This is a genomic window from Aeromonas sp. BIGb0405, from assembly GCF_024807335.1.
GTDB lineage: Bacteria > Pseudomonadota > Gammaproteobacteria > Enterobacterales > Aeromonadaceae > Aeromonas > Aeromonas rivuli.
The window spans coordinates 270521-294834 of record NZ_JANUEP010000001.1 but is presented as its reverse complement, the minus strand read 5'-3'; the positions used below and the strand labels follow the sequence as shown (position 1 = coordinate 294834).

At 60.8% G+C, this 24314-nt stretch carries 20 protein-coding genes; 12 read left to right on the top strand and 8 right to left on the bottom strand.

The genetic code is table 11. From position 1 onward, the window contains the following. Window positions 1-73: 73 nt before the first annotated feature. Window positions 74-973, bottom strand: coding sequence for an aldo/keto reductase family oxidoreductase (locus M2366_RS01445; protein ID WP_259236726.1), 900 nt, complete (start codon window positions 971-973; stop codon window positions 74-76). Window positions 974-1079: 106 nt separating this feature from the next. Here M2366_RS01445 and M2366_RS01440 point away from each other — a divergent pair, with 106 nt between their 5' ends. The 3 genes from M2366_RS01440 to ltaE all read left to right on the top strand — a co-directional run bounded on the left by M2366_RS01440 (window position 1080) and on the right by ltaE (window position 3586). Continuing rightward, on the top strand, window positions 1080-1487 hold the full coding sequence (locus tag M2366_RS01440) for a helix-turn-helix transcriptional regulator (protein ID WP_259236725.1): 408 nt from the start codon (window positions 1080-1082) through the stop codon (window positions 1485-1487). 66 nt (window positions 1488-1553) lie between these two features. Beyond that, entirely contained in the window at window positions 1554-2249 is a 696-nt protein-coding gene (locus M2366_RS01435; protein WP_259268768.1) for an SDR family oxidoreductase, read from the top strand. A gap of 317 nt (window positions 2250-2566) precedes the next feature. Next, window positions 2567-3586, top strand: coding sequence for a low-specificity L-threonine aldolase (ltaE, locus tag M2366_RS01430; RefSeq protein ID WP_259236723.1), 1020 nt, complete (start codon window positions 2567-2569; stop codon window positions 3584-3586). A 93-nt stretch (window positions 3587-3679) separates the two neighbouring features. Here ltaE and asnB read toward each other — a convergent pair whose 3' ends face one another. The 4 genes from asnB to M2366_RS01410 form a co-directional block, all read right to left on the bottom strand. Further along, window positions 3680-5344 carry an asparagine synthase B gene (gene asnB / locus M2366_RS01425; protein WP_259268767.1) on the bottom strand — a complete coding sequence of 555 codons (1665 nt, stop codon included), beginning with the start codon at window positions 5342-5344 and terminating at the stop codon, window positions 3680-3682. Between the two features lie 238 nt (window positions 5345-5582). After that, complete coding sequence (locus M2366_RS01420) at window positions 5583-5963, bottom strand: cupin domain-containing protein (RefSeq protein ID WP_259268766.1); 381 nt, start codon at window positions 5961-5963, stop codon at window positions 5583-5585. A gap of 242 nt (window positions 5964-6205) precedes the next feature. Beyond that, entirely contained in the window at window positions 6206-7810 is a 1605-nt protein-coding gene (locus M2366_RS01415; protein WP_042043711.1) for a cation:proton antiporter family protein, read from the bottom strand. Window positions 7811-7870: 60 nt separating this feature from the next. Next, window positions 7871-8620 carry an HAD-IIA family hydrolase gene (locus M2366_RS01410; protein WP_259268765.1) on the bottom strand — a complete coding sequence of 250 codons (750 nt, stop codon included), beginning with the start codon at window positions 8618-8620 and terminating at the stop codon, window positions 7871-7873. 214 nt (window positions 8621-8834) lie between these two features. Here M2366_RS01410 and M2366_RS01405 point away from each other — a divergent pair, with 214 nt between their 5' ends. Next, on the top strand, window positions 8835-9854 hold the full coding sequence (locus M2366_RS01405; protein WP_259268764.1) for an adenosine deaminase: 1020 nt from the start codon (window positions 8835-8837) through the stop codon (window positions 9852-9854). Window positions 9855-9921: 67 nt separating this feature from the next. Here M2366_RS01405 and M2366_RS01400 read toward each other — a convergent pair whose 3' ends face one another. The 3 genes from M2366_RS01400 to M2366_RS01390 form a co-directional block, all read right to left on the bottom strand. Continuing rightward, window positions 9922-11043, bottom strand: a complete 1122-nt coding sequence (locus M2366_RS01400) for an alkene reductase (protein WP_259268763.1) — start codon at window positions 11041-11043, stop codon at window positions 9922-9924. Window positions 11044-11541: 498 nt separating this feature from the next. Then, window positions 11542-12054: a hypothetical protein gene (locus M2366_RS01395; protein WP_259268762.1), complete on the bottom strand. Its 513-nt coding sequence runs from the start codon at window positions 12052-12054 to the stop codon at window positions 11542-11544. Between the two features lie 381 nt (window positions 12055-12435). After that, the gene (locus M2366_RS01390) at window positions 12436-13362 is read right to left on the bottom strand and encodes a cation diffusion facilitator family transporter (protein ID WP_042043718.1); all 927 of its coding nucleotides are present in this window, start codon (window positions 13360-13362) and stop codon (window positions 12436-12438) included. A 169-nt stretch (window positions 13363-13531) separates the two neighbouring features. Between M2366_RS01390 and M2366_RS01385 the strand changes: the two genes are divergently transcribed. From M2366_RS01385 to M2366_RS01350, 8 genes are all read left to right on the top strand, one after another. Further along, window positions 13532-16591, top strand: a complete 3060-nt coding sequence (locus M2366_RS01385) for an FAD-binding and (Fe-S)-binding domain-containing protein (RefSeq protein ID WP_259268761.1) — start codon at window positions 13532-13534, stop codon at window positions 16589-16591. Continuing rightward, entirely contained in the window at window positions 16591-17079 is a 489-nt protein-coding gene (locus tag M2366_RS01380; protein WP_259268760.1) for a hypothetical protein, read from the top strand. Before M2366_RS01385 ends, M2366_RS01380 begins: the two co-directional genes overlap by 1 nt. Window positions 17080-17166: 87 nt before the next feature. After that, on the top strand, window positions 17167-17616 hold the full coding sequence (locus tag M2366_RS01375) for a hotdog fold thioesterase (RefSeq protein ID WP_042043722.1): 450 nt from the start codon (window positions 17167-17169) through the stop codon (window positions 17614-17616). Window positions 17617-17808: 192 nt separating this feature from the next. Next, entirely contained in the window at window positions 17809-19692 is a 1884-nt protein-coding gene (locus M2366_RS01370; RefSeq protein WP_259268759.1) for a DEAD/DEAH box helicase, read from the top strand. Between the two features lie 243 nt (window positions 19693-19935). After that, complete coding sequence (locus M2366_RS01365) at window positions 19936-20865, top strand: LysR family transcriptional regulator (RefSeq protein WP_259268758.1); 930 nt, start codon at window positions 19936-19938, stop codon at window positions 20863-20865. Window positions 20866-20971: 106 nt separating this feature from the next. Continuing rightward, window positions 20972-22180, top strand: a complete 1209-nt coding sequence (locus tag M2366_RS01360; protein WP_259268757.1) for an MFS transporter — start codon at window positions 20972-20974, stop codon at window positions 22178-22180. 182 nt (window positions 22181-22362) lie between these two features. Next, window positions 22363-23625, top strand: coding sequence for an MFS transporter (locus tag M2366_RS01355; RefSeq protein WP_042043727.1), 1263 nt, complete (start codon window positions 22363-22365; stop codon window positions 23623-23625). A gap of 129 nt (window positions 23626-23754) precedes the next feature. Next, entirely contained in the window at window positions 23755-24237 is a 483-nt protein-coding gene (locus tag M2366_RS01350) for a GNAT family N-acetyltransferase (RefSeq protein WP_259236710.1), read from the top strand. Window positions 24238-24314: the final 77 nt, after the last annotated feature.

The following is a 24314-nucleotide window of genomic DNA, read 5'->3' as shown; positions in this document are numbered from 1 at the left end:
TTCGATAAGGCAAAACGGCATGGGTTCCCCCATGCCGTTTTTGTTTGTGCCTGATGTAGCCTGTCGATGAGGATCAGGGCACGTCATAGCCCAGGGCCGCCTTGCGAATGCGGAACCACTGCTGGCGACTGAGGTGCACCGCCTCCGAGGCGACGGCGCTGGCGATCCGCTCGCGCTTGCCCGAGCCGATGATGGGCAGCGGCCGGCTTGGCAACATCATCACCCAGGCGTATACCACCTGTTCTATGGTCTGGGCGCCGCACTCTTCGCGGATCCGCTCCAGTTCATGGCGAAGATTCTCAAAGCGGCCATCGTGGAACAGGCTGCCGCCTCCCAGGCAAGACCAGGCCATGGGGCTGATGCGCAACTGTTGGCACAAGTCCAGGGTGCCATCCAGGGTGAGATCCATGTTGAGGGGGGAGATCTCCAACTGGTTGGTGACCAGGGGGAAGGGCAGACGCGATTGCAGCAGCTCGAACTGGCGCGCGGTGAAGTTGGAGACGCCAGCGTGCTTGATCTTGCCCGCCTGCTTGAGGGCGATAAAGGCCTCGGCCACTTCGTCGGCATCCATCAGGGGATCCGGGCGATGGATCAGCAACAAGTCCAGGTGATCGGTGGCCAGCTTCTGCAAGGAGGCTTCGGCGCTGGCGATGATATACGCCTTGCTGGTGTTGTAATGGTTGAGGGCGTGTTCAGGCTTGGCGGTGAGGGCGATGCCGCACTTGCTGACCAGCTCCATGCGCGTGCGCAGGGAGGGATCGAGGCGCAGCGCCTTGCCGAAGGCCTCTTCACACTGATAGCCGCCATAAATATCGGCGTGATCTATGGTGGTGACCCCGAGATCCAGGTGGTACTTGATGAGATCCAGCAGGGCGGCCGGAGTGAGTTGCCACTCCATCAGGCGCCAGTAACCCATGATGATGCGAGAGAATTCGGGCCCCTGGGGGTGCAGGGTCAGGCGGGATACTGTCATTGTCTTCTCCTTGGGATAAATGCTGGGCTTATCTTGGCCCTTGCGCCCGGGCAAGGCAATAATAGCGCCCGTCGTCATTCGTACTTTGGTTCTGACTGGGAGAGATATGGAAGGCTTTGCTGCGCGATTGCGGGAGTTGATGGGGGAGATGAGCGTGAGCGCCTTCGCCCGCAAGGTGGGCTTGGGCGAGGCGCTCATTCGCAAGTATCTCAAAGGGGCCGAGCCCGGCTTTGCCAAGGCAAACCAGATTGCCATGGCCGCCAACTGCTCTCTGGAGTGGCTGGCCACCGGCTGCGGTTACCTCTATCGCCAGGCCGAAGTGGTCGACAGGCTTGCGCTGCAGGGTGCACGGACCCTGTTCTGCGAGCAGGATGCGACCATGGCCCTGCCGGATGAGGAGGCCCTGGTCAGGTTGCTCGCCTATTACCAGTTCCTGCGCAGCCACAAGCGGGCCGATGGCTTTCTCGATCTCGCCATGGCCCGCCAATTTGGCAAGCACCTGGACGAGGCGTGAACGGCGTGTTCAGGGATATCTGTTACCCTTGAAAGCCAAGGGAAATCGACGAGCATGGGGTGGGTAATGGAATACCTTATCTTGGGAAGTGGTGGCCTGGGGACGGCCCTGGCCCTTGAATTGACGCGGCGCCATGAACCCTTCGTCCTGGCGGGGCGTCATGTGCCGCCTGGCATAGAGGCTGGCGCCACCTTTCCCATGCTGGATGTGGATCCCCTGGCGTTCGAGGCTCTGTTCACCCTCTTTGACAGGTTGCCGAATGTCATCATCAACACCATAGGAGTGCTCCATGATCTGCACTTCATGCCGGAGCGCCGGGTAGAGGAGGTCGATCCCCGCTGGTTGTGCGAGAGTGTGCGCACCAATGCCTGGCCAACCCTGGCGCTGGGCGCTTATCTGAGCCAGCGCATGACGGCAGAGAGCGATTGCCTGCTCATCACCCTCTCGGATCTCGAAGGCAGCCTGACCGCCAACCAGCAAGGGGAACACTACAGCTATCGGATGAGCAAGGCGGCCCTCAACATGGGGGTCAAGACGCTAGCGCTTGAGTGGCGCGAGCGCTTCCCCCGGGCGGCGGTGGTGGCGCTGCACCCAGGCCCCATGCATACCCCCCTGCGCGATCCTCTGTTGACCATGCCGCCTGCCGAGACGGTGCGTCCCCCCGCCGAGGTTGCGCCACTGCTGCTCGATGCCATTCGCACACTGGGGCCGGCGCACTCGGGCCAGCTTCAGGATCTGGCCGGTCATATCCTGCCCTGGTAATAGGGTTTCCATCTGCAGAGTGAATGCGGTTCATCGGGGCGACAGGCCGGTGCTGGCCGGGAATCACCTGCCCTGGTAATAGGGTTTCCATCTGCAGAGTGAATGCGGTTCATCGGGGCGACAGGCCGGTGCTGGCCGGGAATCACCTGCCCTGGTAATAGGGTTTCCATCTGCAGAGTGAAAATGGTTCATCGGGGCGACAGGCAGGTGCTGGTCGGGTATCACCTGCCCTGGTAGTAGGGCTTTCATAGGCCATCCTTCTTGCCAAACAGGGCTCAGCTGGCTTAACGTCAGGCTCTTGCCATTGGAGGGACAGGATGCGCTACATCGATCTACGAAGTGATACGGTAACCCAACCGACAGACGCCATGCGTCAAGTCATGCTGCACGCCCAGGTGGGCGATGATGTCTATGGCGAGGATCCCGCCGTCAATGCCCTGGAGGCCTATGCCGCCACCCGTCTGGGTAAGGAGGCCGCGCTCTTTGTCCCCTCGGGCACCATGTCCAACCTGCTCGGGGTGTTGTCTCACTGCCAACGGGGCGAAGAGGCCTTGCTTGGCAATGGCGCCCACATCTACCGCTATGAGGCCATGGGCAGTGCCGTGCTGGGGTCGGTGGCGCTCAATCCCGTGCCCATGCAGGCAGACGGCACCCTGGCGTTCAGCGATCTCAAACAGGCCATCAAACCCGATGACCCCCATTTCGCCCAGGCGCGGCTGCTCTGCCTCGAAAATACCCACAATGGCAAGGTGCTGCCCCTGGCGTATCTGCGTCAGGCCCGTGATTTTGTCGATGAGCATGGTCTCAAGCTGCATCTGGATGGTGCCCGTGTTGCCAACGCCGCCGTGGCAAGCGGGGTCTCCCTTGCTGAGATTGCCGCCCCCTTTGATAGCGTCTCGCTCTGCCTGTCCAAAGGGTTGGGGGCACCGGTGGGATCGGTACTGGTGGGGGATGGCGCCTTGATCCAGCGTGCCAGACGGCTGCGCAAGATGGTGGGGGGTGGCATGCGTCAGGCAGGTTTCCTCGCCGCCGCCGGCCAGTTTGCCCTGGAGCACCAGTGCGCGCGTCTCGCAGACGATCATCGCCGGGCTCGCCGTTTGGCCGAGGGGCTGGCCGGGTTGCCCGGCATCAAGCTGGATGTGAGCCAGGTGCAGACCAATATGCTGTTCTTGCAGCTGACCCAGGGAGACAGCAGCGCGCTGCTGGCCTTCATGAAGGAGCGTGGCATCCTCTTCTCCGGCTATGGCGAGATGCGGCTGGTGACCCATTTGCAGATAACCGACGATGATGTGGCCGAGGTGATCGACGCCTTCAGCGAGTATTGTCAGGGGCGCTAGGCTGGGTCAGGGCTCCCGCTTCATCAAACGGGAGCCATAAAAAAGCGCAGCCTTGGCTGCGCTTTTTCGTTATCGGGGCGGATAGGCACCGGCTTAGTAAGCCTGTTGATGCACATCCAGCACGGCGCGCCCGGACGGGTCGGCCATCTCCTTGAACTTGGCATCCCACTCAAGCGCCGTGGGGGTGGAGCAGGCGACAGACTTGCCGTAGGGCACACAGCGCGCGGCAGATTCGAGGGGGAAGTGTTCCTCGAAGATGCTGCGGTAGTAGTAGGCCTCCTTGGTGAGCGGGGTGTTGATGGGGAAGCGATACGCCGCCGCCTCGAACATCTGATCCGTCACCTCGACCTCGACCATGGCCTTGAGGCTGTCTATCCAGGAGTAACCCACACCGTCTGAGAACTGCTCCTTCTGGCGCCATGCCACTTCGTGGGGCAACAGCTCCTCGAAGGCCTGGCGCAAGATGTGTTTCTCGATCTTGCCGTTGCCACACATCTTGGCGGCAGGATTGATGCGCATCGCCACGTCCATGAACTCCTTGTCGAGGAAGGGCACCCGGCCTTCCACGCCCCAGGCTGCCATGGACTTGTTGGCGCGCAGGCAATCATACAGATGCAGGGCATCGAGCTTGCGCACCGTCTCTTCGTGAAACTCTTTGGCGTTTGGCGCCTTGTGGAAATAGAGGTAACCGCCGAACAGTTCGTCCGACCCCTCTCCCGACAGCACCATCTTGATGCCCATCGCCTTGATGTAACGGGCCATCAGATACATGGGGGTCGAGGCACGAATGGTGGTGACGTCATAGGTCTCGAGGTGATAGATGACGTCCCGCAGGGCATCGAGTCCCTCTTGCACCGTGAAGTGGATCTGGTGATGAATGGTGCCCAGGTGATCGGCCACCTTCTGGGCGGCGGCCAAGTCTGGCGAGCCTTCCAGGCCGACGGCGAAGGAGTGCAACTGGGGCCACCAGGCCTCGCTCTTGCCATCGTCTTCGATGCGACGGGCGGCATAAATTTTGGTGATGGCCGAGATGACCGAGGAGTCCAACCCACCGGAGAGCAGTACGCCGTAGGGGACGTCACACATCAGCTGGCGCTTGACGGCCGCTTCCAGGGCGGCACGCAGCTCCTCTACCGAAGCAGGATTGTCCTTGACGACGTCAAACTCGCGCCAGTCGCGCTGATAGTATTGGGTCAGCTCGCCATCCTTGCTCCACAGATAGTGTCCGGGCGGGAACTCTTCCACGCTCTTGCACACGGGAACCAGGGCCTTCATCTCGGAGGCGACATAGAAGTTGCCATGCTCATCGCGGCCGGTATAGAGGGGGATGATCCCCATGTGGTCGCGACCAATCAGGTAGGCATCCTGCTCGGCGTCATAGAGGATGAAGGCGAAGATGCCGTTGAGATCATCCAGGAAGGCGGGGCCCTTCTCCTGGTAGAGCGCGAGCAATACCTCACAGTCAGACTTGGTCTGGAACTGGAAGTCCACCTTGAGCTCTTTCTCCAGCTCCTTGTGGTTGTAGATCTCGCCGTTGACGGCCAGCACGTGGCTGCGCGCCGGGTTGTAGAGGGGTTGGGCGCCATTGCCCGGATCGACGATGGCCAGCCGCTCGTGGACCAGAATGGCTTTGTCTGAGCTGTAGACGCCGGACCAGTCGGGTCCGCGATGACGCAGTCGCTTGGACATTTCAAGCGCCGATTTACGCAAGCTGGCTGCGTCAGACTTGATGTCCAGAATGCCGAATATTGAACACATTGATGTAAATCCTCTTTGATTTTATTGAGCCCCCCACGTTTGGGCTCGAAATTCCATTTACATTCCTCGTCTTTCACAATGCCTAGCGCCAAAACCTTTTGCAAGCGGCAACACCGCACAAAATCAGGGCGCTGGCCGCTTTCTCCATGAGCCGCGAACCTGACCTTGGCGTCAAGTTGGTTGACGTGTACGTCACCCTGCTGGATTTCGCTGTCCCTGACGCCATTTCACCGCTCGTTTATTGGGAGGCTGACCCACCCGCTGGTTCGAAGATCACATAGAGCTTGCGGCAAGGGGTCAGGGTCTCCCACTCTCCGACGAAGCCAGCCGGAATGACGAACTGATCCCCCGGGGAGAGGCGCAGTTGGCCGCCCAGGGTGTCGTGGATGCACACCTCCCCTTCGATCAGCTGACAGTACTCATGCTCGGTATAGTGAATGGCCCAGCGGCCCGGCTCACAGGACCAGAAGCCGACGTGAAACTGCTGGCTCGGATCCGAGTAGTGGTTCCAGAGTGTCTGCTCAGGGTGACCGGCTTTGATTTTGTCCCTTGAGGGGACAAGGGAGGAGGGGGTGACGCTCTGGCGGTCGAGCAGGGTCCAATCTTTCAGGCTCAGCATGCACCCCCCTTGGCAGAGCGCGCCGGTTGATGAAGGGTCAACGCAGGGTATTCAAATCGATTGAGGGTCAGCATGCACCCCCCTTGGCAGAGCGCGCCGGTTGATGAAGGGTCAACGCAGGGTATTCGGATCGATTGAGGGTCAGCATTGTGCCTCCTTGGCAGTGACTCGGGTCTATGGCGGTGGCTAGCAGGGGCCATCCTGGCCCCTTGTTTGTTTTATTTAACAGTTGGAAAAATAAACTAAACGATCGAGCGCGCCTTGCCAAGCTCCTCAGGCCCTTTTACCCCCTTGATGACATGGCGGGCGAAGCCGCTGCCGGCCTCGTCATAGACGTTGAACACCGCATCGACCCCCTGTTCGCGCAAAGATTCGATATCGTCCTCGAAGCGGACGATGGCGGCTATCTGGCCGGTGAAGCCATGGCTGCGCAGCTTCTCGATGGCATAGAGGTTGCCCGAATGGTGGGGCATGGCCAGCAGCACCAGATTGATCTGGTTGGAGATGAGCACCTTGTCCCAGAAGTCGGTATCGGTCGCATCGCCCTCGATGACGTTCATGTTGCGCTCGCGCAGGGCCGGCAGCTTGCTGGCGTCATTCTCTACCCCCAGGATGACGGGGCCATATTTGTGTTCCAGCTCGAAGTAGGCGCCCTGGCCGATGCGACCCATGCCGAGGATGATCACCTCGGCATCGCCGAGTTCAATGGGTCTGTCTTCCGGATGAAGTTCCCGGGCCTGCAAGCCGCGCAGCCAGTTGCCGAGTCTGTGATAGATGCGTTCACTCTGGCTGTTGAGGGGGGCCGAGATCATGAAGCTGGCCGCCAGTGCCAGCGACAGAGCAATCAGCCACTCATGGGAGAGCCAGCCCGCCTTGGCGGCGATGGCGGCCACGATGAGGCCGAATTCGGAGAAGTTGGTCAGCGCCAGGGTAGAGAGCAGCACGGTACGCACCCTCAGGTGGGCACCGCTGTAGACCAGATAGTAGAGCGCGCTCTTGAATGGCAGGGCCAGTACCAGGGCAAAGGCTATCCACATGGCGTCCTGGGTCGGCAGACCGTTGAGGCCAATGGTCAGGAAGAAGCAGATGAGGAAGAGATCTTTCAAATTGAACAGCGCCTTGGCAAGGCCCGCTGCGGCCGGGTGGGAGGCCAGCATCATGCCGATGATCAGCGCCCCCAGGTCTGGCTTGAGTCCAACCGCCTCGAAACCGGCGGCGCCCACTACCAGGGCCAGGAAGATGCCAAGCAGCACCTGTAACTCTCCATGACCTGCCCGCTCCAGCAATTTGCAAAGCAGGGGGCGCAGCAGAGGCAGCCCCAGCACCCAGAGCGCCCAGATGCTCGGCAGCTTGCCACTGGAGATGGCGAGAAAGGCGACGGCGAAAATGTCCTGCATCACCAGCACGCCGATGGCGAGGCGTGCATAGAGGGCATTCATGTCGCTGCGCTCCTCGAGCACCTTGACCGCGAACACCGTGCTGGAGAATGACAGGGCAAAGCCCAGCAACACGGCGAGCTGCCAGCCAAGGGACATGGCCAGGGCCATGCCCAGCCCCTTGCACACCAGGAGTACCAGGGTGAACAGCAAGGTGGAGAGCAGTATGTGCAGGCTGGCGGTACCCCAGACATCGCGGCGCAGCAGGGTGCGCACATTCAGCTTGAGCCCTATGGTGAACAGCAGCAGCGTGACCCCGAGATCCGCCAGCTCACTCAGGGCCGGGCTGTTTTCATAGCCCATGCCGTTGAGGATGAAGCCGGCGGCGAGAAAGCCGAGCAGGGGAGGCAGGCCTATCAGGTTGACCAGCATGCCGCAGGCGAAAGCCACGGCGATCAGTACAGGTTCCATACAATTACCATTTTCCGGGCGGCGCCCTTGACTCTGTACGCTGGGCCGCCGCCAACTACCTCAAATGATGTCGATATCGACCACGGAGTTGAAAATGTGGTTGGGGCTAAACGGCATCTGATCGATGTCGGCCACCTTGCTCACCCCAGACAGGACCAGCACGGTTTCCAGTCCCGCCTGGAAGCCGGCCAGGATATCGGTACGCAGGTTGTCGCCGATGATGATGGTGTTATCCGAATGGGCTTCCATCCGGTTGAGTGCCGCGCGGATGATCCAGGCGCTCGGCTTGCCGACATAGAAGGGCTTCTTGCCAGTCATGCGCTCTATGGGGGCACAGAGGGCGCCGCAGGCCGGATGCATCATGGGGCCATGGGTGTCAGGGTTGGTGGCGATGAAGCGGGCACCTTGCGCCACGAACTTGGCGCCCAGTTGCATCATGGACCAGTTGTAGTTGCGGGTTTCGCCCACCACCACGAAGTCGGGGTCGATGTCGGTTATGGTGAAGCCCGCCTTGTAAAGTTCGTGAGTCAGGGCCCCTTCGCCTATCACATAGGCCTTCTTGCCATCCTGGCGCTTGAGGAAATCGGCGGTGCCCATGGCGGAGGTATAGAAGCTCTCTTCGGGCACCTCGATGCCGGCGGAGCGGAAGCGGTTCTGCAGATCTTTCTGGGTCTGGGCCGGATAGTTGGTGAGGAACAGGAGCTTGCTGCCCTGCTCCAGCAGGCGATGGACGAAGTGATCGGCCCCCGGGATGAGATCGTTGTTGTGCAATATGACACCGTCGATATCACAGATGACGTTTTTCTTCATGTAAACTCCTTGCAGGGGCAGAGATGAGGCACAGACATTCTTAAATGTCTTCAATCGGTTATCTTTTTTGTGCCGCCATTATATGCCCCTTTGATGACAAGGTGTGACAGCAATTGCGCCAAGCTGCCTCCGCTGTTGTCTGTGTCGCTGGCCGGGCAGCCATGGCACCTAATGAAACCTGGCCAGCCACTACTTTACTCAAGGACGTAACATCATGGATGACTTCATCACGGGCTTGCCCAAGCTGGAACTGCATCTGCACCTGGAAGGCACCCTGGAGCCCGCCCTGATGCTGCGTCTGGCTGCGCGCAACGGCTTGACCCTGCCCTGGACCGAGGCGGCCACTCTGAAGGCTGCCTATCAGTTCGACAGCTTGCAATCTTTCCTCGACCTCTACTATCAGGGCTGCGATGTGTTGCGCCAGGAGCAGGATTTCTTCGATCTCACCTGGGCCTATCTGCAGCGTTGTGCGAGTGAGCAGGTGGTGCATGTCGAGGTGTTCTTCGATCCTCAGGCGCACACCAGCAGGGGTGTACCATTCGAGACGGTGCTGGCGGGGATAGAGGCGGCGTTGTTGCGTGGTGAGGGCGAACTGGGCATCAGTTACCGGCTCATCATGAGTTTTCTGCGCCACCTCGGGGAGGAGGCGGCCTTGACGGCTCTGGCCGAGGCCGCCCCCTGGCTGGACAGGATCCATGGGATCGGGCTCGATTCGTCCGAGCTGGGGTATCCGCCTGAGCAGTTCACCCGCCTGTTTGCCCGTGCCAAGGCGCTGGGACTGGGGCTGGTGGCCCACGCCGGGGAGGAGGGGCCGGCAGACTACATCTGGCAGGCCATCCGTCAGCTCGGGGTGCGGCGCATCGACCACGGGGTACGCTGCGCCGACGATCCCGACTTGTTGCGTTTTCTGGCCGACACCCGGTTGCCTCTCACGGTTTGCCCACTCTCCAATGTGCGGCTCGGGGTCTTCCCCACCATGGCGAACCACAATGTGTTGACCCTGCTCGAGCAAGGGCTCTGCGTCACCATCAACTCGGACGATCCCGCCTACTTCGGGGGCTATATGGACGCCAACATGCGCGCCCTGGTCGAGGCGCTTGGTGCCAGCCGCGAGCAGCTGTGTCGTCTCAGTCTGAACGCGGTGGAGGCGAGCTGGCTCAATCTGGCAGCCAAGGCGCGGCTGACTCGCAGCATCCTCGGCTATGCCGCTTGCCAGGGGGTCAGTCTGAGCTGAGGCCCGGGTGAGGGGGAAAATGGCATAACGAAGAGGGCCCCGCGGGGCCCTCTGCTATTTGAACATGTTAAGCGGGCTGCGGCTCAGCCTGCGGGCCGTAGACGGGATAGTCGGTGAGGCCCTGCTCGGCGCCACCAAACAGGGTGGCGGGATCGTGGGGCGTCCAGGGATAACCGTGGCGCAGCCGGATCGGCAAGTCCGGATTGGCCACGAAGGGTCGCCCGAAGCCTATCATATCGGCCCAGCCCTCATGGATGGCGGCCCGTGCCCGTGCACCATCGTACTTGCCCGCATAGATGAGGGTGTTGGGGAAGGCGGCCCTGAGTCCCTGCTTGAAATCGACGGGCATCAGGGGGGCGTCTTCCCAGTCAGCTTCGGCGATGTGCAGATAGCTGACATTCAGCTCCCCCAGCAGGGTCGCGGCGGCAAGATAGGTCGCTTGCGGATTGGCATCGACGGTGCCGTTGAGGGTGGTGAGCGGGGCGAGCCGCACGCCAAGCCGATCGGCACCTATCTCGGCACTGACTGCCTCGGTTACCTCCTTGAGGAAACGCAGACGGTTCTCAAGGGAGCCGCCGTAACCGTCGGTGCGGTCATTGGACTCGGAGTCGAGGAACTGGTTGATGAGATAGCCGTTGGCGGCGTGCAACTCTATACCGTCAAAGCCAGCCAGCATGGCATTGCGAGCACCCTGGCGGAACTGGCCGACCACGGCATCTATGTCATCCTGAGTCATGGCGCGGGGCAGGGCACTCTCGACAAAGCCGGGGGTATCGCTGCCGTTGTCGACAAACACCTTGACCCCGGCCGCGCGGATGGCGGAAGCCGAGATGGGCTGGGCGCCGCCAATATTATCCGGATGAGTCACCCGACCCACGTGCCAGAGCTGGGCGAACATGACCCCTCCCTTGGCATGTACGGCGTCGGTAACCTGTCTCCAGCCAGCAACTTGCTCTGGGCTATAGATGCCAGGAGTCCAGGCGTAGCCTTTGCCAAGGGGATCTATCTGGGTGCCCTCGCTGATGATGAGACCCGCCTCGGCACGCTGGGCGTAATAGGTCGCCATCATGGCGTTGGCCACATCTCCCGGTTGGCTGGCGCGGGAGCGGGTCATGGGGGGCATGACGATACGGTTGTTCAGGTGCAACTGGCCGAGGCGCAGCGGACAAAACAGGGGATCGTGGCTCATTCGGGTGTCCTCATCGGGTGAATGGGGCCACTCTAGCGCGGCATATCATTGAGATAAACCCGCATATTCTCAAAAGAGTGCTGCGTTTAAGACAATAATTGGGGTCGAGAATGGGAGCCGTGATAGCGCATGATCCCAGAGCGCGAGCGCTTCATCATCGCCTGGTATGAATAAGCGTGGAGTCTTTATTAATTATTTATATGGGCAGAGCTCAATGTAACAACCGGTACCCATTCATATTGAACACTATATTGACGCCGGGTATTGCATTCAGCGTTGGAATACACTCACTGATACAGGCAGTGTTGATCTGCATCAATTAAACCCATGAAAAGATATTCTTAATCATGCAGGAGTATGTTTCCCGGTGTCATTATATTCCGTCTCTCTCAATGAGGATGACAGTGAGGAATGAAAAAGGGAGGCAATGCCTCCCATGTTGTGAGCCAACCAGCCCGATGCTGCGTGTCCGCCTCACACTCGGGCACAGTGGCTGACTCAGGACCCGGTCGAGGCGGCGCCCTGCACATGACCCTGCTTGTCGCTCAGGCAGGACCAGGGCGCCTGGCTACCTGGAACCTCAATGGTGACACCCACTCCTGCTTCGGAGTCCAGTACCTCGAGCACATTGAGCTTGCTGACGGCTGTCCCAGTCTTGCTTGCGACGGCCTTCAGACAGGCGGTCTCGGCGGCGCTGGCTTTATTGGCTGGGGCAGCTTGCCCTGCAGCTGCAGTCGGCTGGCAGACGCCCGAGCCCTGCTTGCTGGTGTAAGAGACATCGTACTGGCCCCCGGTGTTGCTGATGGAGAGGGTGACTCCCGCGCCCTTGGCCTCATAGAAGTCGTCGCTGAACTTCTTGAGCTTGGCCTCCTTGCCATTGATATAGACGGGGCCACCCTCATCGCTGTGCATCTGGATCTTACCCGGGCACTCGTAATTAAGCTGGGGAAGGGCAGCACTGGCGGTGCCCGCCATGGTCAATGCGAATACTGTGATCAACACCTTTTTCATGGGACTTACCTTAACTGTTTAACAAAGTGGAATAAGTGTATTTGTTTTTATTGTTCGGTGGATAACAACATCACTGTATTTCGGCGCGAAGTCTGCCGTTTGTCCTTGGCGAAAATAAATAGCTGGCCTACTTAATTTTAGCAACGAAATTTTCGTAAATTTTTGTGCTGCTGAAAATGGTTATTGATTCAAGGGACTCGGCAAACGGTTTTCCCTGTCAATGGTTTAAAGATTAAAAAAAACAGAGCAATAACCGGCAGGAGAGGGGCGGCGAGCGTGACGCAGGGCGAGGCAGCGGGCGGGCTGCAGGAGGCCCTGTTTGGGACATTTGTCACGCGGGGCGACGGGGCCCCGCGTTGCATCAGGATGGCAAGCGCCGGATCAGAGCCAGCGTTTCTCGCGGGTGAAGCAGACCGAGAGCCAGGCATCCCCCAGGGTATCGCCCAGGCGGGACCAGAGCTCCTGGCGCAGGGCATCCTGGCGCTCTATGGGCCACTCCTGATCCGGGGCCACCAGTATGTTCAATTCGAGATCGAAGCGGCGGCCGCTCTTGGCCAGATGGCTGTAACACTCGATCCCATGGCGCTGGCGCAGGGCGTCTATCTCGCGCTCGACCCGCGCCGAGACATCCCCCTTGGGGGCGATTTTCAACACTTCCCGCAGGTTGCGACCGAGCACCTTGATGGGGATCAGGGTGGCGCACAGGGCGAGCAGGGTGACCAGCACGGGGTCTATGTAGCGGTTGTAGTGGCCATAACCGAGAGCGTCGAGGCCGATGGCGACCACGAAACCGATGAGCAGGGTGGCGCTGAGCAGGGTATCGACCAGCCACTCCTTGGAGTCGACCCGCACCAGTTCGGAATCGACGCGCTCGGCCACCGCCGCCTCGACGCGGTAAATGATGGCGCAGAAGAAGGTGCAGACGGCGGCATAGATGAGGGCGTGACCGAGGTCTATCTCCCGTCCCCCTTCCATCAGGGAGGTGATGCCGCTATGGAGAGCGCCGAGACAGAGCAGCAAGATGATGGTGCCGTTGATGACGTTGGTGATGGGCTCGAAATGGGCGTAGCCGTACTGGAAGCGCGCGTCGGAGGGGCGGGTCACCAGGTAGGCGGTGATTAACCCTAAGCCCGTCATACCCATGCTGAACAGGGTGAAGATGCCGTCGAGCATGATGGCGTTGGAACCGGCGAACAGGCCATAGCCGATCCCGAAGATGGCGAAGCTGATGCAGCCAAACAGTGACAGGGTCAGCGCCTGTTTCTCGGTGGTGATAAACGTACTGATAACATGGCTGAGGTGAGCCATAACAATCCTCCTTTCAAATGGTGAATATTGCCGATCGCAAGCGGTTTTCTTGCTGATATACTGGCCGCCACATGTGAGCTGACCGCCCACGACTCGGCCAACGCAGCCGTGTCGGGCCGTCGTAGTCGCCGGTATGCCGGCATCAAGCAATGGAAGGCAACAAGGATTCATGATCCCGAGACTCGATTACCAGGACAGTTTGTCACCCACAACCCTGCAGTTTCTTGAGTTGCTAGGGCGAAGCGCATTTCGTGGTGATATCGAAAAGTCTTATGCAAGCCGGTTGGCGATGGCGACGGATAACAGCGTCTATCAGGTAGTACCTCAGGCGGTTCTCTATCCGCGCAGCGCGGATGACATTGCAGTCATGCTCACGCTGGCTCAGGGGCCAGAGTATGCCACCTTGAGTTTTTTCCCTCGCGGCGGCGGCACCGGCACCAATGGCCAGTCCCTGGGCGGCGGCATTATCGTCGATCTCTCCCGCCATATGAACCAGATCCTGGAAATTAATCTGGAGCAGGGCTGGGTACGCGCCCAGGCCGGGGTGGTGAAGGATCAGCTCAACGACTACCTCAAACCCCACGGCTACTTCTTCTCGCCGGATCTCTCCACCTCCAACCGCGCCACCCTGGGCGGCATGGTCAACACCGATGCCTCGGGACAGGGGTCGCTGGTCTACGGCAAGACCTCGGATCACGTGCTCGGCCTCAAAGCCGTGCTGGAGAATGGCGACATCATGGCCAGTGAGCCCGTCACGGGAGCCCGCCTCGCCGACAAGCTGGTGCTGGAGGGCCGGGAAGGGGAGATCTATCGCACCCTCTATCGCATCGGCCGCGAGCGCCGCGCCGACATAGAGGCCATCTTCCCCAAGCTCAACCGCTTTTTGACCGGTTACGATCTCAAGCACCTCTATACCCCTGAGACAGATACCCTGGACGTCAGTCGGGTACTGTGCGGCTCTGAAGGGTCGCTCGGTTTTATCACCGAGGCTCGCCTCAACATCACCCCTATTCCCCGCTATCGCACCCTGGTCAACGTCAAATACGACAGCTTCCCGTCGGCCCTGCGCAATGCCCCCTTCATGGTGGCGGCCCATGCCCTGTCGGTGGAAACCGTGGACTCCCGGGTGCTGGGGCTGGCTCGCGCCGACATCATCTGGCACTCGGTGAAAGCCCTTATCCAGGACGTGCCCGGCAAGGATCTGCAGGGACTCAACATTGTCGAGTTTGCCGATACCGACGAGGGCGAGCACCAGATCAAGGTGACCGAGCTGTGCCGCCGTATCGATGAGCTGTTGGCCAAAGGGGAGGCGGGGATCATCGGCTATCAGCTGTGCGACCACCTGCCGAGCATCGAGACCATCTATGGCATGCGCAAAAAATCGGTGGGGCTGCTTGGCAACGCCGAAGGGCGCAAGAAGCCGGTGGCCTTCACCGAAGATACCGCCGTACCGCCGGAATCTCTCGCGGACTTCATCATGGAGTTTCGCGCCCTGCTCGATGGTCATGGCCTCGATTACGGCATGTTCGGTCACGTGGATGCGGGGGTGCTGCACGTGCGCCCGGCCCTGGACTTGTGCGACCCCGAGCAGGAGGTGCTGCTGCGGCGCATCTCGGATCAGGTGGTGGCGCTCACCGCCAAATATGGCGGCCTGATGTGGGGGGAGCACGGCAAGGGTTTTCGCTCCGAATACAGCCCCGCCTTCTTTGGCGAGCTGTGGGAGGAGCTGCAGCGGGTCAAGGGCGCCTTCGATCCCGCCAACCGCCTCAACCCCGGCAAGATCTGCATCCCTTATGGCAGCGGCGCTTCGCTTGTGTCGGTGGACGGTCCCAAGCGCGGCAAGTTTGACCGCCAGATCCCGATTGCGGTGCGGGAGAGCTACACCCGCGCCATGGATTGCAACGGCAACGGCCTCTGCTTCACCTTCGAGACCGACTCCCCCATGTGTCCCTCGGTCAAGATCAGCCGCGACCGTCGCCACTCGCCCAAAGGGCGGGCGGGCTTGATGCGCGAATGGCTGCGCCAGCTGGCGGAGCAGGGCTTCGATCCCCTCGCGCAAGAGGTGGCGCTGCAAAGCGGTGGCTTGTCTATCAAGGCCATCATCGATAAGACGCGCAACACCCTGGCCCGCGCTCGCGGCCAGTATGACTTCTCCCACGAGGTGATGGAGGCGATGGAGGGGTGCCTGGCCTGCAAGGCATGCACCAGCCAGTGCCCCATCAAGGTGGATGTGCCGAGCTTTCGGGCTCGTTTCATTCAGCTCTACCACGCGCGCTACCTGCGTGGCCCCAAGGATTACTTCGTCGGCACCGTCGAGAGCTACACCCCTTGGCTGGCCAAGGTGCCGAAATTGGTCAACTTCTTCCTGGAGAAGGAGTGGGCTCAGCGCCTGAGTGCCAAGAGCATCGGCATGGTGGATGTGCCGCTGCTGAGTGTCCCGACCCTGAACGAGGCGCTGCGCGACGACCGTGCCCGCTACTTCGACCTGGCCGGACTGGAAGCCATGAGTGCCGAGCAGCGTGCCAGAGTGGTGCTCATCGTGCAGGATCCCTTCACCAGTTATTACGACGCCCCCGTGGTGCGGGACTTGGTCCGACTGGTGACCAAGCTCGGCTATCAGCCCTATCTGCTGCCCTTCTTGCCCAACGGCAAGCCTCAGCATGTGAAAGGTTTCTTGCGCGCCTTCGCCCGCACCGCAGCCAACAGCGCCCAATTCCTCAACAGCCTGGCCCGTCTCGATGTGCCTCTGGTGGGGGTCGATCCCTCACTGGTACTCTGCTATCGCGATGAGTATGTGAAGGCGCTGGGTACTGCCCGTGGCGACTTCCAGGTACTGCTGCCTCAGGAGTGGTTATTGTCCATCCCTGCGCCGCAGCCCAAGGCGTCCGAGGAGACGACGGCGGCTGAACCTTGGTATCTGTTTGCCCACTGCACCGAAAAGACCGCCAAGCCCACTACCCATGGCGATTGGGGCACCCTGTTTGACCGCTTTGGCGCCCGCCTGCAGCCCGTGTCGGTGGGCTGTTGCGGCATGGCCGGCACCTATGGTCACGATGCCAAACAGGTGGACAACTCCAAGGGGATCTACGCCTTGAGCTGGGCCGAGCCGCTCTCTCGCCTACCCAAGGGCCGCTGTCTGGCCACGGGCTACTCATGTCGCAGCCAGGTGAAACGGATGGAGGGGGAGAAACTCAAACATCCACTGCAGGCGCTTTTGGAATTACTTTGATGCTGAGCTTGCCCAAGCGGTTTCGGGTGCCGCAAGCCTTGCGGCACCCGGATTTTCTGTTGTTACCGGTCAACCCGGCTCAGGCTGTGGTGGAGTTCGTCGCCATGTTGCGCGAGCGGGAGCAGTTGCATCAGCTGTTTCGCCCCCAGGATATCTGGCCTTCCGCCCAGTTCAGCCTCGGCCAGCATGAGGAGGATCTGACCTGGCAGCAATCGGAGTTCCTGGCCAAGCGCTCCTTCGCCTATGGCCTCTGGAGCCCGAGTCGGGAGCCCGAGTTCTGGGGCGGCGTCTATCTCTACCCCTCGGTGCTGCCGGAGGTGGAGGTGGAGCTCTTCTTCTGGAAGGTGGCCGAGGCGCCCCTCGATGACGCCGTGCTGGAGGCCGAGCTACGTGCCTGGCTGGGCAAGGTGTGGCAGTGGCACCATCCCCGTTTGCCAGGGCGAGACGTTGCCTGGTCTGACTGGCCCGGCATCAGTTACCCCTGGTAAGGCGGATGCCGACCCGCTCAGACAGGGGGCATCCGTCATCTTGTTTCCCCCATGAGGTCCACCCTCATTTAAGGAGATCTGCATTTCATGAACGACGATAAAGCCGCCATCTGGCAACAGCCCCTAAGTTTGGCGCGGCTCAACGCGACATCGGCCAACACTCTGATGGCTCATCTTGATATTCAGTATTCTGATTTCGGGCCCGACTGGCTGGAAGCGACCATGCCTGTGGACGCGCGCACCCATCAGCCCTTTGGCATGTTGCACGGTGGCGCCTCTGTGGTCTTGGCGGAGAGTCTGGGATCGGTGGCGGCCAATATGTCGGTTGGCAGCGACAGTTATTGCGTCGGTCTGGAGATAAATGCCAATCATCTGCGTGCCAAGCGGGAAGGGAGAGTGACGGGGCGCTGCTCGCCGTTGCATCTGGGCGCGACGACTCAGGTGTGGCAGATAGAAATTCGGGATGAAAGGGCACGTTTACTCTGTACCAGCCGTTTAACGGTTGCCGTGCTCAAACACAAGCGGGACAAGGGCTAGCGAGCATTGCGATCTGCTATCACGCACCATGGCTGAAAAATAAGCAAGCCATAGTCGCAAGATCCCTCTATAATTGCCAACGTCTTGAGAGGCCTATCACATTTTTCAAGACAGCAGAACAAAGTGGCGCTATAATCGCCGCCTTTTGCTATTCCGCGGTGTTTAGCCGCCTGCCTTAATCTGGAAGAATCTATGTCTGATACCGAACAACTGCCCCTTTTTAGTGAGCTTGGACTGGCCGCGCCTGTATTGAAAGCGCTGCAGGACGTGGGCTATGAGCGCCCGTCACCAATCCAGGCCGCAGCAATCCCCCACCTGATGGCGGGACACGATCTGCTGGGGCAGGCGCAAACCGGTACAGGGAAGACCGCTGCTTTTGCTTTGCCTTTGCTCTCTCGTCTGGAAGCTGGTAACCGCAACACCCAGGTTTTGGTGCTGGCACCGACTCGTGAACTGGCGCTGCAGGTTGCAGAAGCGTGCCAACGCTATGCCCACCACATGCCTGATTTCCACGTACTGCCCATCTACGGTGGTTCCTCCTACGAAACCCAGACCCGCGCCCTGCGCCGTGGTGCTCAGGTTGTCGTGGGTACCCCGGGTCGCGTGATGGATCTTATCCGCCGCAAGAACCTGGACCTCTCCGGTCTGAAAGCACTGGTACTGGACGAAGCCGATGAAATGCTGCGCATGGGCTTCATCGACGACGTGGACTGGATCATGGATCAGTGCCCGGCCGGTCGCCAGGTTGCGCTGTTCTCTGCCACCATGCCAGATCAGATCCGTCGCGTTGCCCAGAAGCACCTGAAGCAACCCAAAGAGATCAAGATCGTCTCCAAGACCTCCACTGCACCGACCATTCGTCAGCGCTACTGGCAGGTAACCGGTCTGCACAAGCTGGACGCCATGACCCGTCTGCTGGAAGTCGAGCCCTATGAGGCTGTTCTGGTGTTTGTACGCACCAAGAACGCTGCCGAAGAGCTGGCCGGCAAGTTGGCCGCCCGTGGCCACGCCTGTGAAGCCCTGCACGGTGACATTCCGCAGAAACTGCGTGAGCGTACCGTCGACAAGCTGCGTCAAGGCCAGCTGGACATCCTGATCGCCACCGACGTCGTCGCTCGTGGTCTGGACGTTGAGCGTATCACCCACGTGGTGAACTACGACATCCCTTACGATACCGAATCCTACGTGCACCGTATCGGCCGTACTGGCCGTGCCGGTCGTAAAGGCGAAGCCATCCTGTTCGTGGCTCCCCGCGAGCGCCGCATGCTGCGCGCCATCGAGCACGCCACTCGTCAGGCCATCGAGCCGATGAAGATGCCGAGCACCGATGACATCAACCAGCATCGCATGACCAAGTTCAAGGAGCGCATCCGGGAAACCATGATGGGCGAAGAGCTTGAGCTGTACCACAACCTGGTCAACGAGCTGATCCAGGAAGACTCTGTCGATCCGCTGGAACTGGCTGCCGCACTGGCCAAGCTGGTACAGGGCGATCAACCGCTGCTGCTGGATGACTCCATCCCTGAGCCGCAGTTCAATGCTGGCAGCGGTCGTGACTTCGAGCGTCGTGACGGTGGCCGTGATTTCGGCAGCCGTGATGGTGGTGACCGTGGCGATCGTCCTGCCCGTCGCATGCCGTCCTTGGAGCCGCGTCCGCTCAAAGACAACCCGGATGTGGAGATGGAGCGCTACCGTGTAGACGTGGGTGCCCATCACGGCGTCAAGCCGGGTCAAATCGTCGGCGCCATCGCCAACGAAGCGAACATCGAGAGCCGTTTCATCGGTAACATCGACATCGCCGATGACTTCTCCACCGTCGACCTGCCCAAGGGCATGACCGCCGATGTACTGGAAGTGATCAAGAAGGCCCGTGTTTGCCAGCGTCCGCTGCAGATCACTCGCTATACCGAAGTGCCTGCCGGCAGCAACACAGCGCCACGCCCGCAGCGCAGCGACCGTCCTTTCAACAAGGATCGTCGTCCAGCCGGTGACCGCCCGTTCAACAAGGGTGGAGAGCGCCGTGAAGGTGGCTTCAATAAAGATCGTAAATTTGCTGGTAAGCGCCGCGATAGCTAAGCGCTGACACCATGCCAAGAGGCCGCTCATCGAGCGGCCTTTTTTATGTCTGTTTGCCGCCGTCCCCATGCTGAGCGGCAGTGGGCTTGTCAGGCGTCACCATAAGGCGGTGAGCGAGTCTGTCTGTATCTATCTCCAGGGTTGTTCGGCATGGCCCTGTTTCGCGGTACACTCGGCTGCGACCATGGCCGTTGCATATCAGATACATGGTCTCACGGCGCCTGTGCGAGAAGGGGATAACAGATGGATAGACTCGGGGCTATGGAGGCCTTTGTGCTGGCGGTGGAGACGGGCTCTTTTTCGGCGGTGGCACGTCGACTCCATCTCGGCCAGCCCGCGATATCAAAGCTGATTGCACAGCAGGAGGAGAAGCTGGGTTGCCGACTGCTGCTGCGCTCGACTCGGGGCCTGACACCGACCGAAGCCGGAGAGGCCTACTATCTGCGCGCGAGGCAGATCCTCGATGATATCAGGGAGGCCGAAGCCGCGGTTGAGCTATGCCGCACCGGTGTGAGCGGCCGCCTGCGGATCAGTGCCCCCGTGACCTTTGCCCGCCTGCATATTATTCCTTATCTTCCGGTTTTCCTGGCTGCCCATCCCAATCTGGCGATCGAGATCCAGCTCGATGACCGCAACGTGGATCTCATTTCGGGGGGCATCGATGTGGCCCTGCGGCTGGGGGAGCAGAGTGATTCCGGGGTGGTCGCTCGCAAGCTGGCTGACTGCGCAATGAGCGTCGTGGGCACGCCAGCCTGGTTTGCGAGCCGAGGTCTGCCCGTATCCCCGCGAGAGCTGCAAGATCATCCACTCGTGCTCTATAGCCCCCAGCCCGGTATGAGCCAGCAGTGGCTCTTTTGCCGTGGGGAAGAGCAGGTTGTGTTTACCGGCCAGGGGCGGCTGACCGTGTCTGCCGCCGAGGGGGTTCGCGCCGCTGTGCTAGCTGGCGTGGGACCAGGCATAGGTTCCGAGTGGATGTTTGCCCCCGAGCTGGCCAGTGGCGAGGTGATCAGGGTTCTCCCCGAGTGGCAGCTTCCCCGCCTCTCATTGTGGGCGTTGTTTCCTGCGGGTCGTCAGTCAAGCGCCAAGTCCCGCGCGTTTGTGGCATTCGTGGCCGCCTTGGCTGGCCTTCAGCGGATAGCCGACAAGGGACAGGGCCATTCCTCGGTGGAATAAGTGTTATGGCGATCACTCGTCTACCGGAGTCTCTTGGCCATCGTTATGCTCTCTTCATCAGGTTCGTGCGCGCCACGGTGTGCCCATCATCTATCAGGAGAGTGTCATGACATCATCGCCATCAAGCCGGTCGACAACCTTGCCCAAGGTTGCCATCAGCCGCTCGCTTATCTTCGCCATGGCGCTCTCCTGTGGCCTGGCCGTCGCCAATATCTATTACAACCAGCCGATGCTGGAGGTGATGGCACGGGATTTCCCCGATCAGCCTGCCATTCCCATGATTGCCATGCTGACTCAGCTGGGCTATGCCGCCGGCTTGCTGTTTCTGGTGCCACTGGGGGATGTACTTGAGCGCCGCTGGCTCATCGTGGGGCAGTTTGGGCTGATTGCAGTCGCCTCGGTGATGGCCGCGATGGCGACGGGGGCCGTCGGATTGATGGTGGCGTCAGTGATACTCGGGGTGGGGGCGACGGCGGCCCAGCAGATAGTGCCGGTCGCGGCGGCGCTGGCCGACCCAGCCAGGCGGGGGGCCATTGTCGGCACCGTGATGAGCGGGCTGTTAAGCGGCATCCTTTTGAGTCGTACCCTGGCGGGTTTTATTACCGCTTACGCCAGCTGGCGCGCCATGTTCTGGCTGGGGGCGCCGCTTGCCCTGCTGGGGGCTGTGTTGATGGCCAGGATGATCCCCTTGCATCTGCCTCGTTCCACCATGAGCTATGGACGTTTGCTGCGTTCACTGAGTGTCCTGTGGCGGGAGGAGCCCGCTCTGCGCAGGGCTAGCCTGATCCAGGCGCTGCTGTTTGGCTCGTTCAGCGCATTCTGGACGGTGCTGGCATTCTATCTGGCCCATTCCGAGTACCGTCTCGGGGCTGAGGCAGCCGGTCTGTTCGGGGTGATCGGCATCGTCGGCGTGCTGGCCGCGCCGCTTGCTGGGCGGATGGCGGACAGAGTGGGCGCTAAGCCCGTGGTGCTGGCGGGGGCGCTGCTGGTGGTGCTGGCATGGGGGCTATTTGAGGCATGGCACTCGCTGTTTGGGTTGGCGATGGGGGTTATCTTGCTGGATCTGGGGGTACAGAGTGCCTTGATCGCCAATCAGCACCTGATCTATGGACTGAGGGGCGAGGCGAGAGGCAGGATCAATACCCTGTTCATGGTGGCGATGTTCCTGGGGGGCACCCTGGGCTCCAGCGGTGCCATGCTGGCCTGGCAGCAAGCGGGTTGGATGGGGGTGGGCTGCCTTGGCTTCGGGTTGGCACTGCTGGCCTTGCTCTATGGGGTCATGACCAAGGGGATCTCCCCCTCGACCAGCGTCTGAAACAGGCGGTGCTGGCAACGAAGCCGCGGACGAGCTTGTCTCTGCCCGTGGGCAGATTATCCGGGGGCTGAGTGAACCATGGCGGCCGTTCAACCGAGCTGGGTGGCGCCGTGCGGGTTGAAGCCTGCGCCATTTATCCGTAGCCTGTGTGGTTCTGGCTTGAAAATGAGGGTGGCCTGTTTATGGTGGCAACGCGGTTGCAAGGGGTGATTTCCCCGCTGATCAGTCTGGTGATCTTCATTCTGGGTCATGGCTTGATGAGCACACTGCTGACGGTACGGCTCTCGGCCGAGCAGGTGGATGCGCAGGCCATAGGATTGGTGTCCGGCGCCTATTTCGCCGGACTGGTGCTCGGTTCCTTCGCCAATGCCCGCCTCATCATCAGGGTGGGCCATATCCGTGCCTACGCCGCCTATGCCTCCCTCATCTGCACCCTGACCATCCTGCATGGCCTCATTGTCGATCCCTGGGTCTGGGCCGGACTCAGGCTGCTGGGAGGCTTTGCCACCGGCGGCCTGTTTGTGGTGCTCGAATCCTGGATGCTGGTCTCCAGCACCCCGGCCAACCGGGGCAAGCTGATGTCCCTCTACATGATATTGCTCTATGGCGCCTTGGCGGCGGGTCAGCTGTTGCTCAAGGTCATCGATCCCATGATGTTGGTGCCCTTCGCCCTGTGCGCCATGGCCGCCTCCCTCTCCGTGATCCCGCTTGCTCTCTCCCGGGTGGCCATGCCAGCCATGATCCAGCCCCAGAAGGTGGGCTTTCTCGAGTTGTTCCGCCTCACCCCGGCGGGCATGTGGAGCAGCATGACCTCGGGTCTCATTCTGGGGGCCATCTATGGGTTGCTGCCGCTGTTTTTCACCGACAGTGGCTATCCAATCGAGCGGGTTGCCAACATGATGGCCGTGGTGATCCTGGGGGGCATGTGTCTGCAGTACCCCATAGGCCGCATATCGGACCGTTTCGATCGGCGACTCATCATCGGGGTCCTTGCCGCCTTGCTCTCCGTCATCGCCTTGCTGATGGTGATACTGCCAGCCCCGCAGCCTCAGTGGCTGATGACCGGGCTCATCTTCCTGTTTGGGGGCCTGGCGTTCTCCATCTACCCTCTGAGCCTCAGTCATGCCTGTGATGAGCTCAAGCCGGATCAGGTACTCAGTGCCAACCAGGGGTTGCTGCTCGCCTATAGCCTGGGAGCCATGATAGGACCCGTCTTGGCGCCGACTGCCATCCACCTGTTTGGCCCGCAAGGGTTGTTTGCCTACTTCTGCCTCTGTGGTGCGCTGTTGACGCTGTTTCTGATATGGCGCCAGCGGGTGCGAGCACCGGTTCCCCTGGCGGAGCACCAGCAGTTTATGCCGGTGCCACCCAATACACCCATGAGCGCCGAGCTCGAGCCCAGACCCGATGTGGAGCTGGCCGAGCCCCATGGGCAGACGAGTTAGCCGGACGTTGACAGGGCGTCTGGCTCAGAACCGAGCAGTGACACAGAGGGGGAGGGATCCTGATGCCACGGGGGAACCCAGGCACAAGAGAGGCTAACAGATGGCGAACAGATCATGGAGGAGTCCATTATGAAGACCGAGCTGGTGGCCATGAGCCAGGCTTATTATGAGCGCTATGTGGCGCAATCCTGGCGTGATTACGCCGAGGAGAATGTGGCGACCGGCCGTTGGCCACTGGTGGGGGCGCTCGCACGCGCCCAGGCCGAATACGAGGCACTGCTGCCTCAAGGGTTGGAGACTGCCGATCATCGCTTGTTCGAAATCCTCGACGGGGAAGGAGAGACGGTGGGGGGACTCTGGTTTGCCCTGCGGGGATCCGGGGAGACTCGCACTGGCTTCGTCTTCGACATCACCATCTTGCCCCAAGCCAGGCGTCTTGGGCATGGTCAGCGAGCCTTCGAGTTGCTCGAACCTCTGGCCCGCGACTTGGGGCTGATTAGCATTGGGTTGAATGTGTTCGCCAACAATCCAGCGGCTTTGGCCCTCTATCGCAGATTGGGTTATGAGGTGACCAATATCGCCATGAGCAAGCGGCTCGGCCCGCGCGGTTGACAGGGGCGCTGCCATCATGGGGTCGGCAACGTTGTCCGACAATGGAAATAAAAAACCGGTGCCAAGGCACCGGTTTG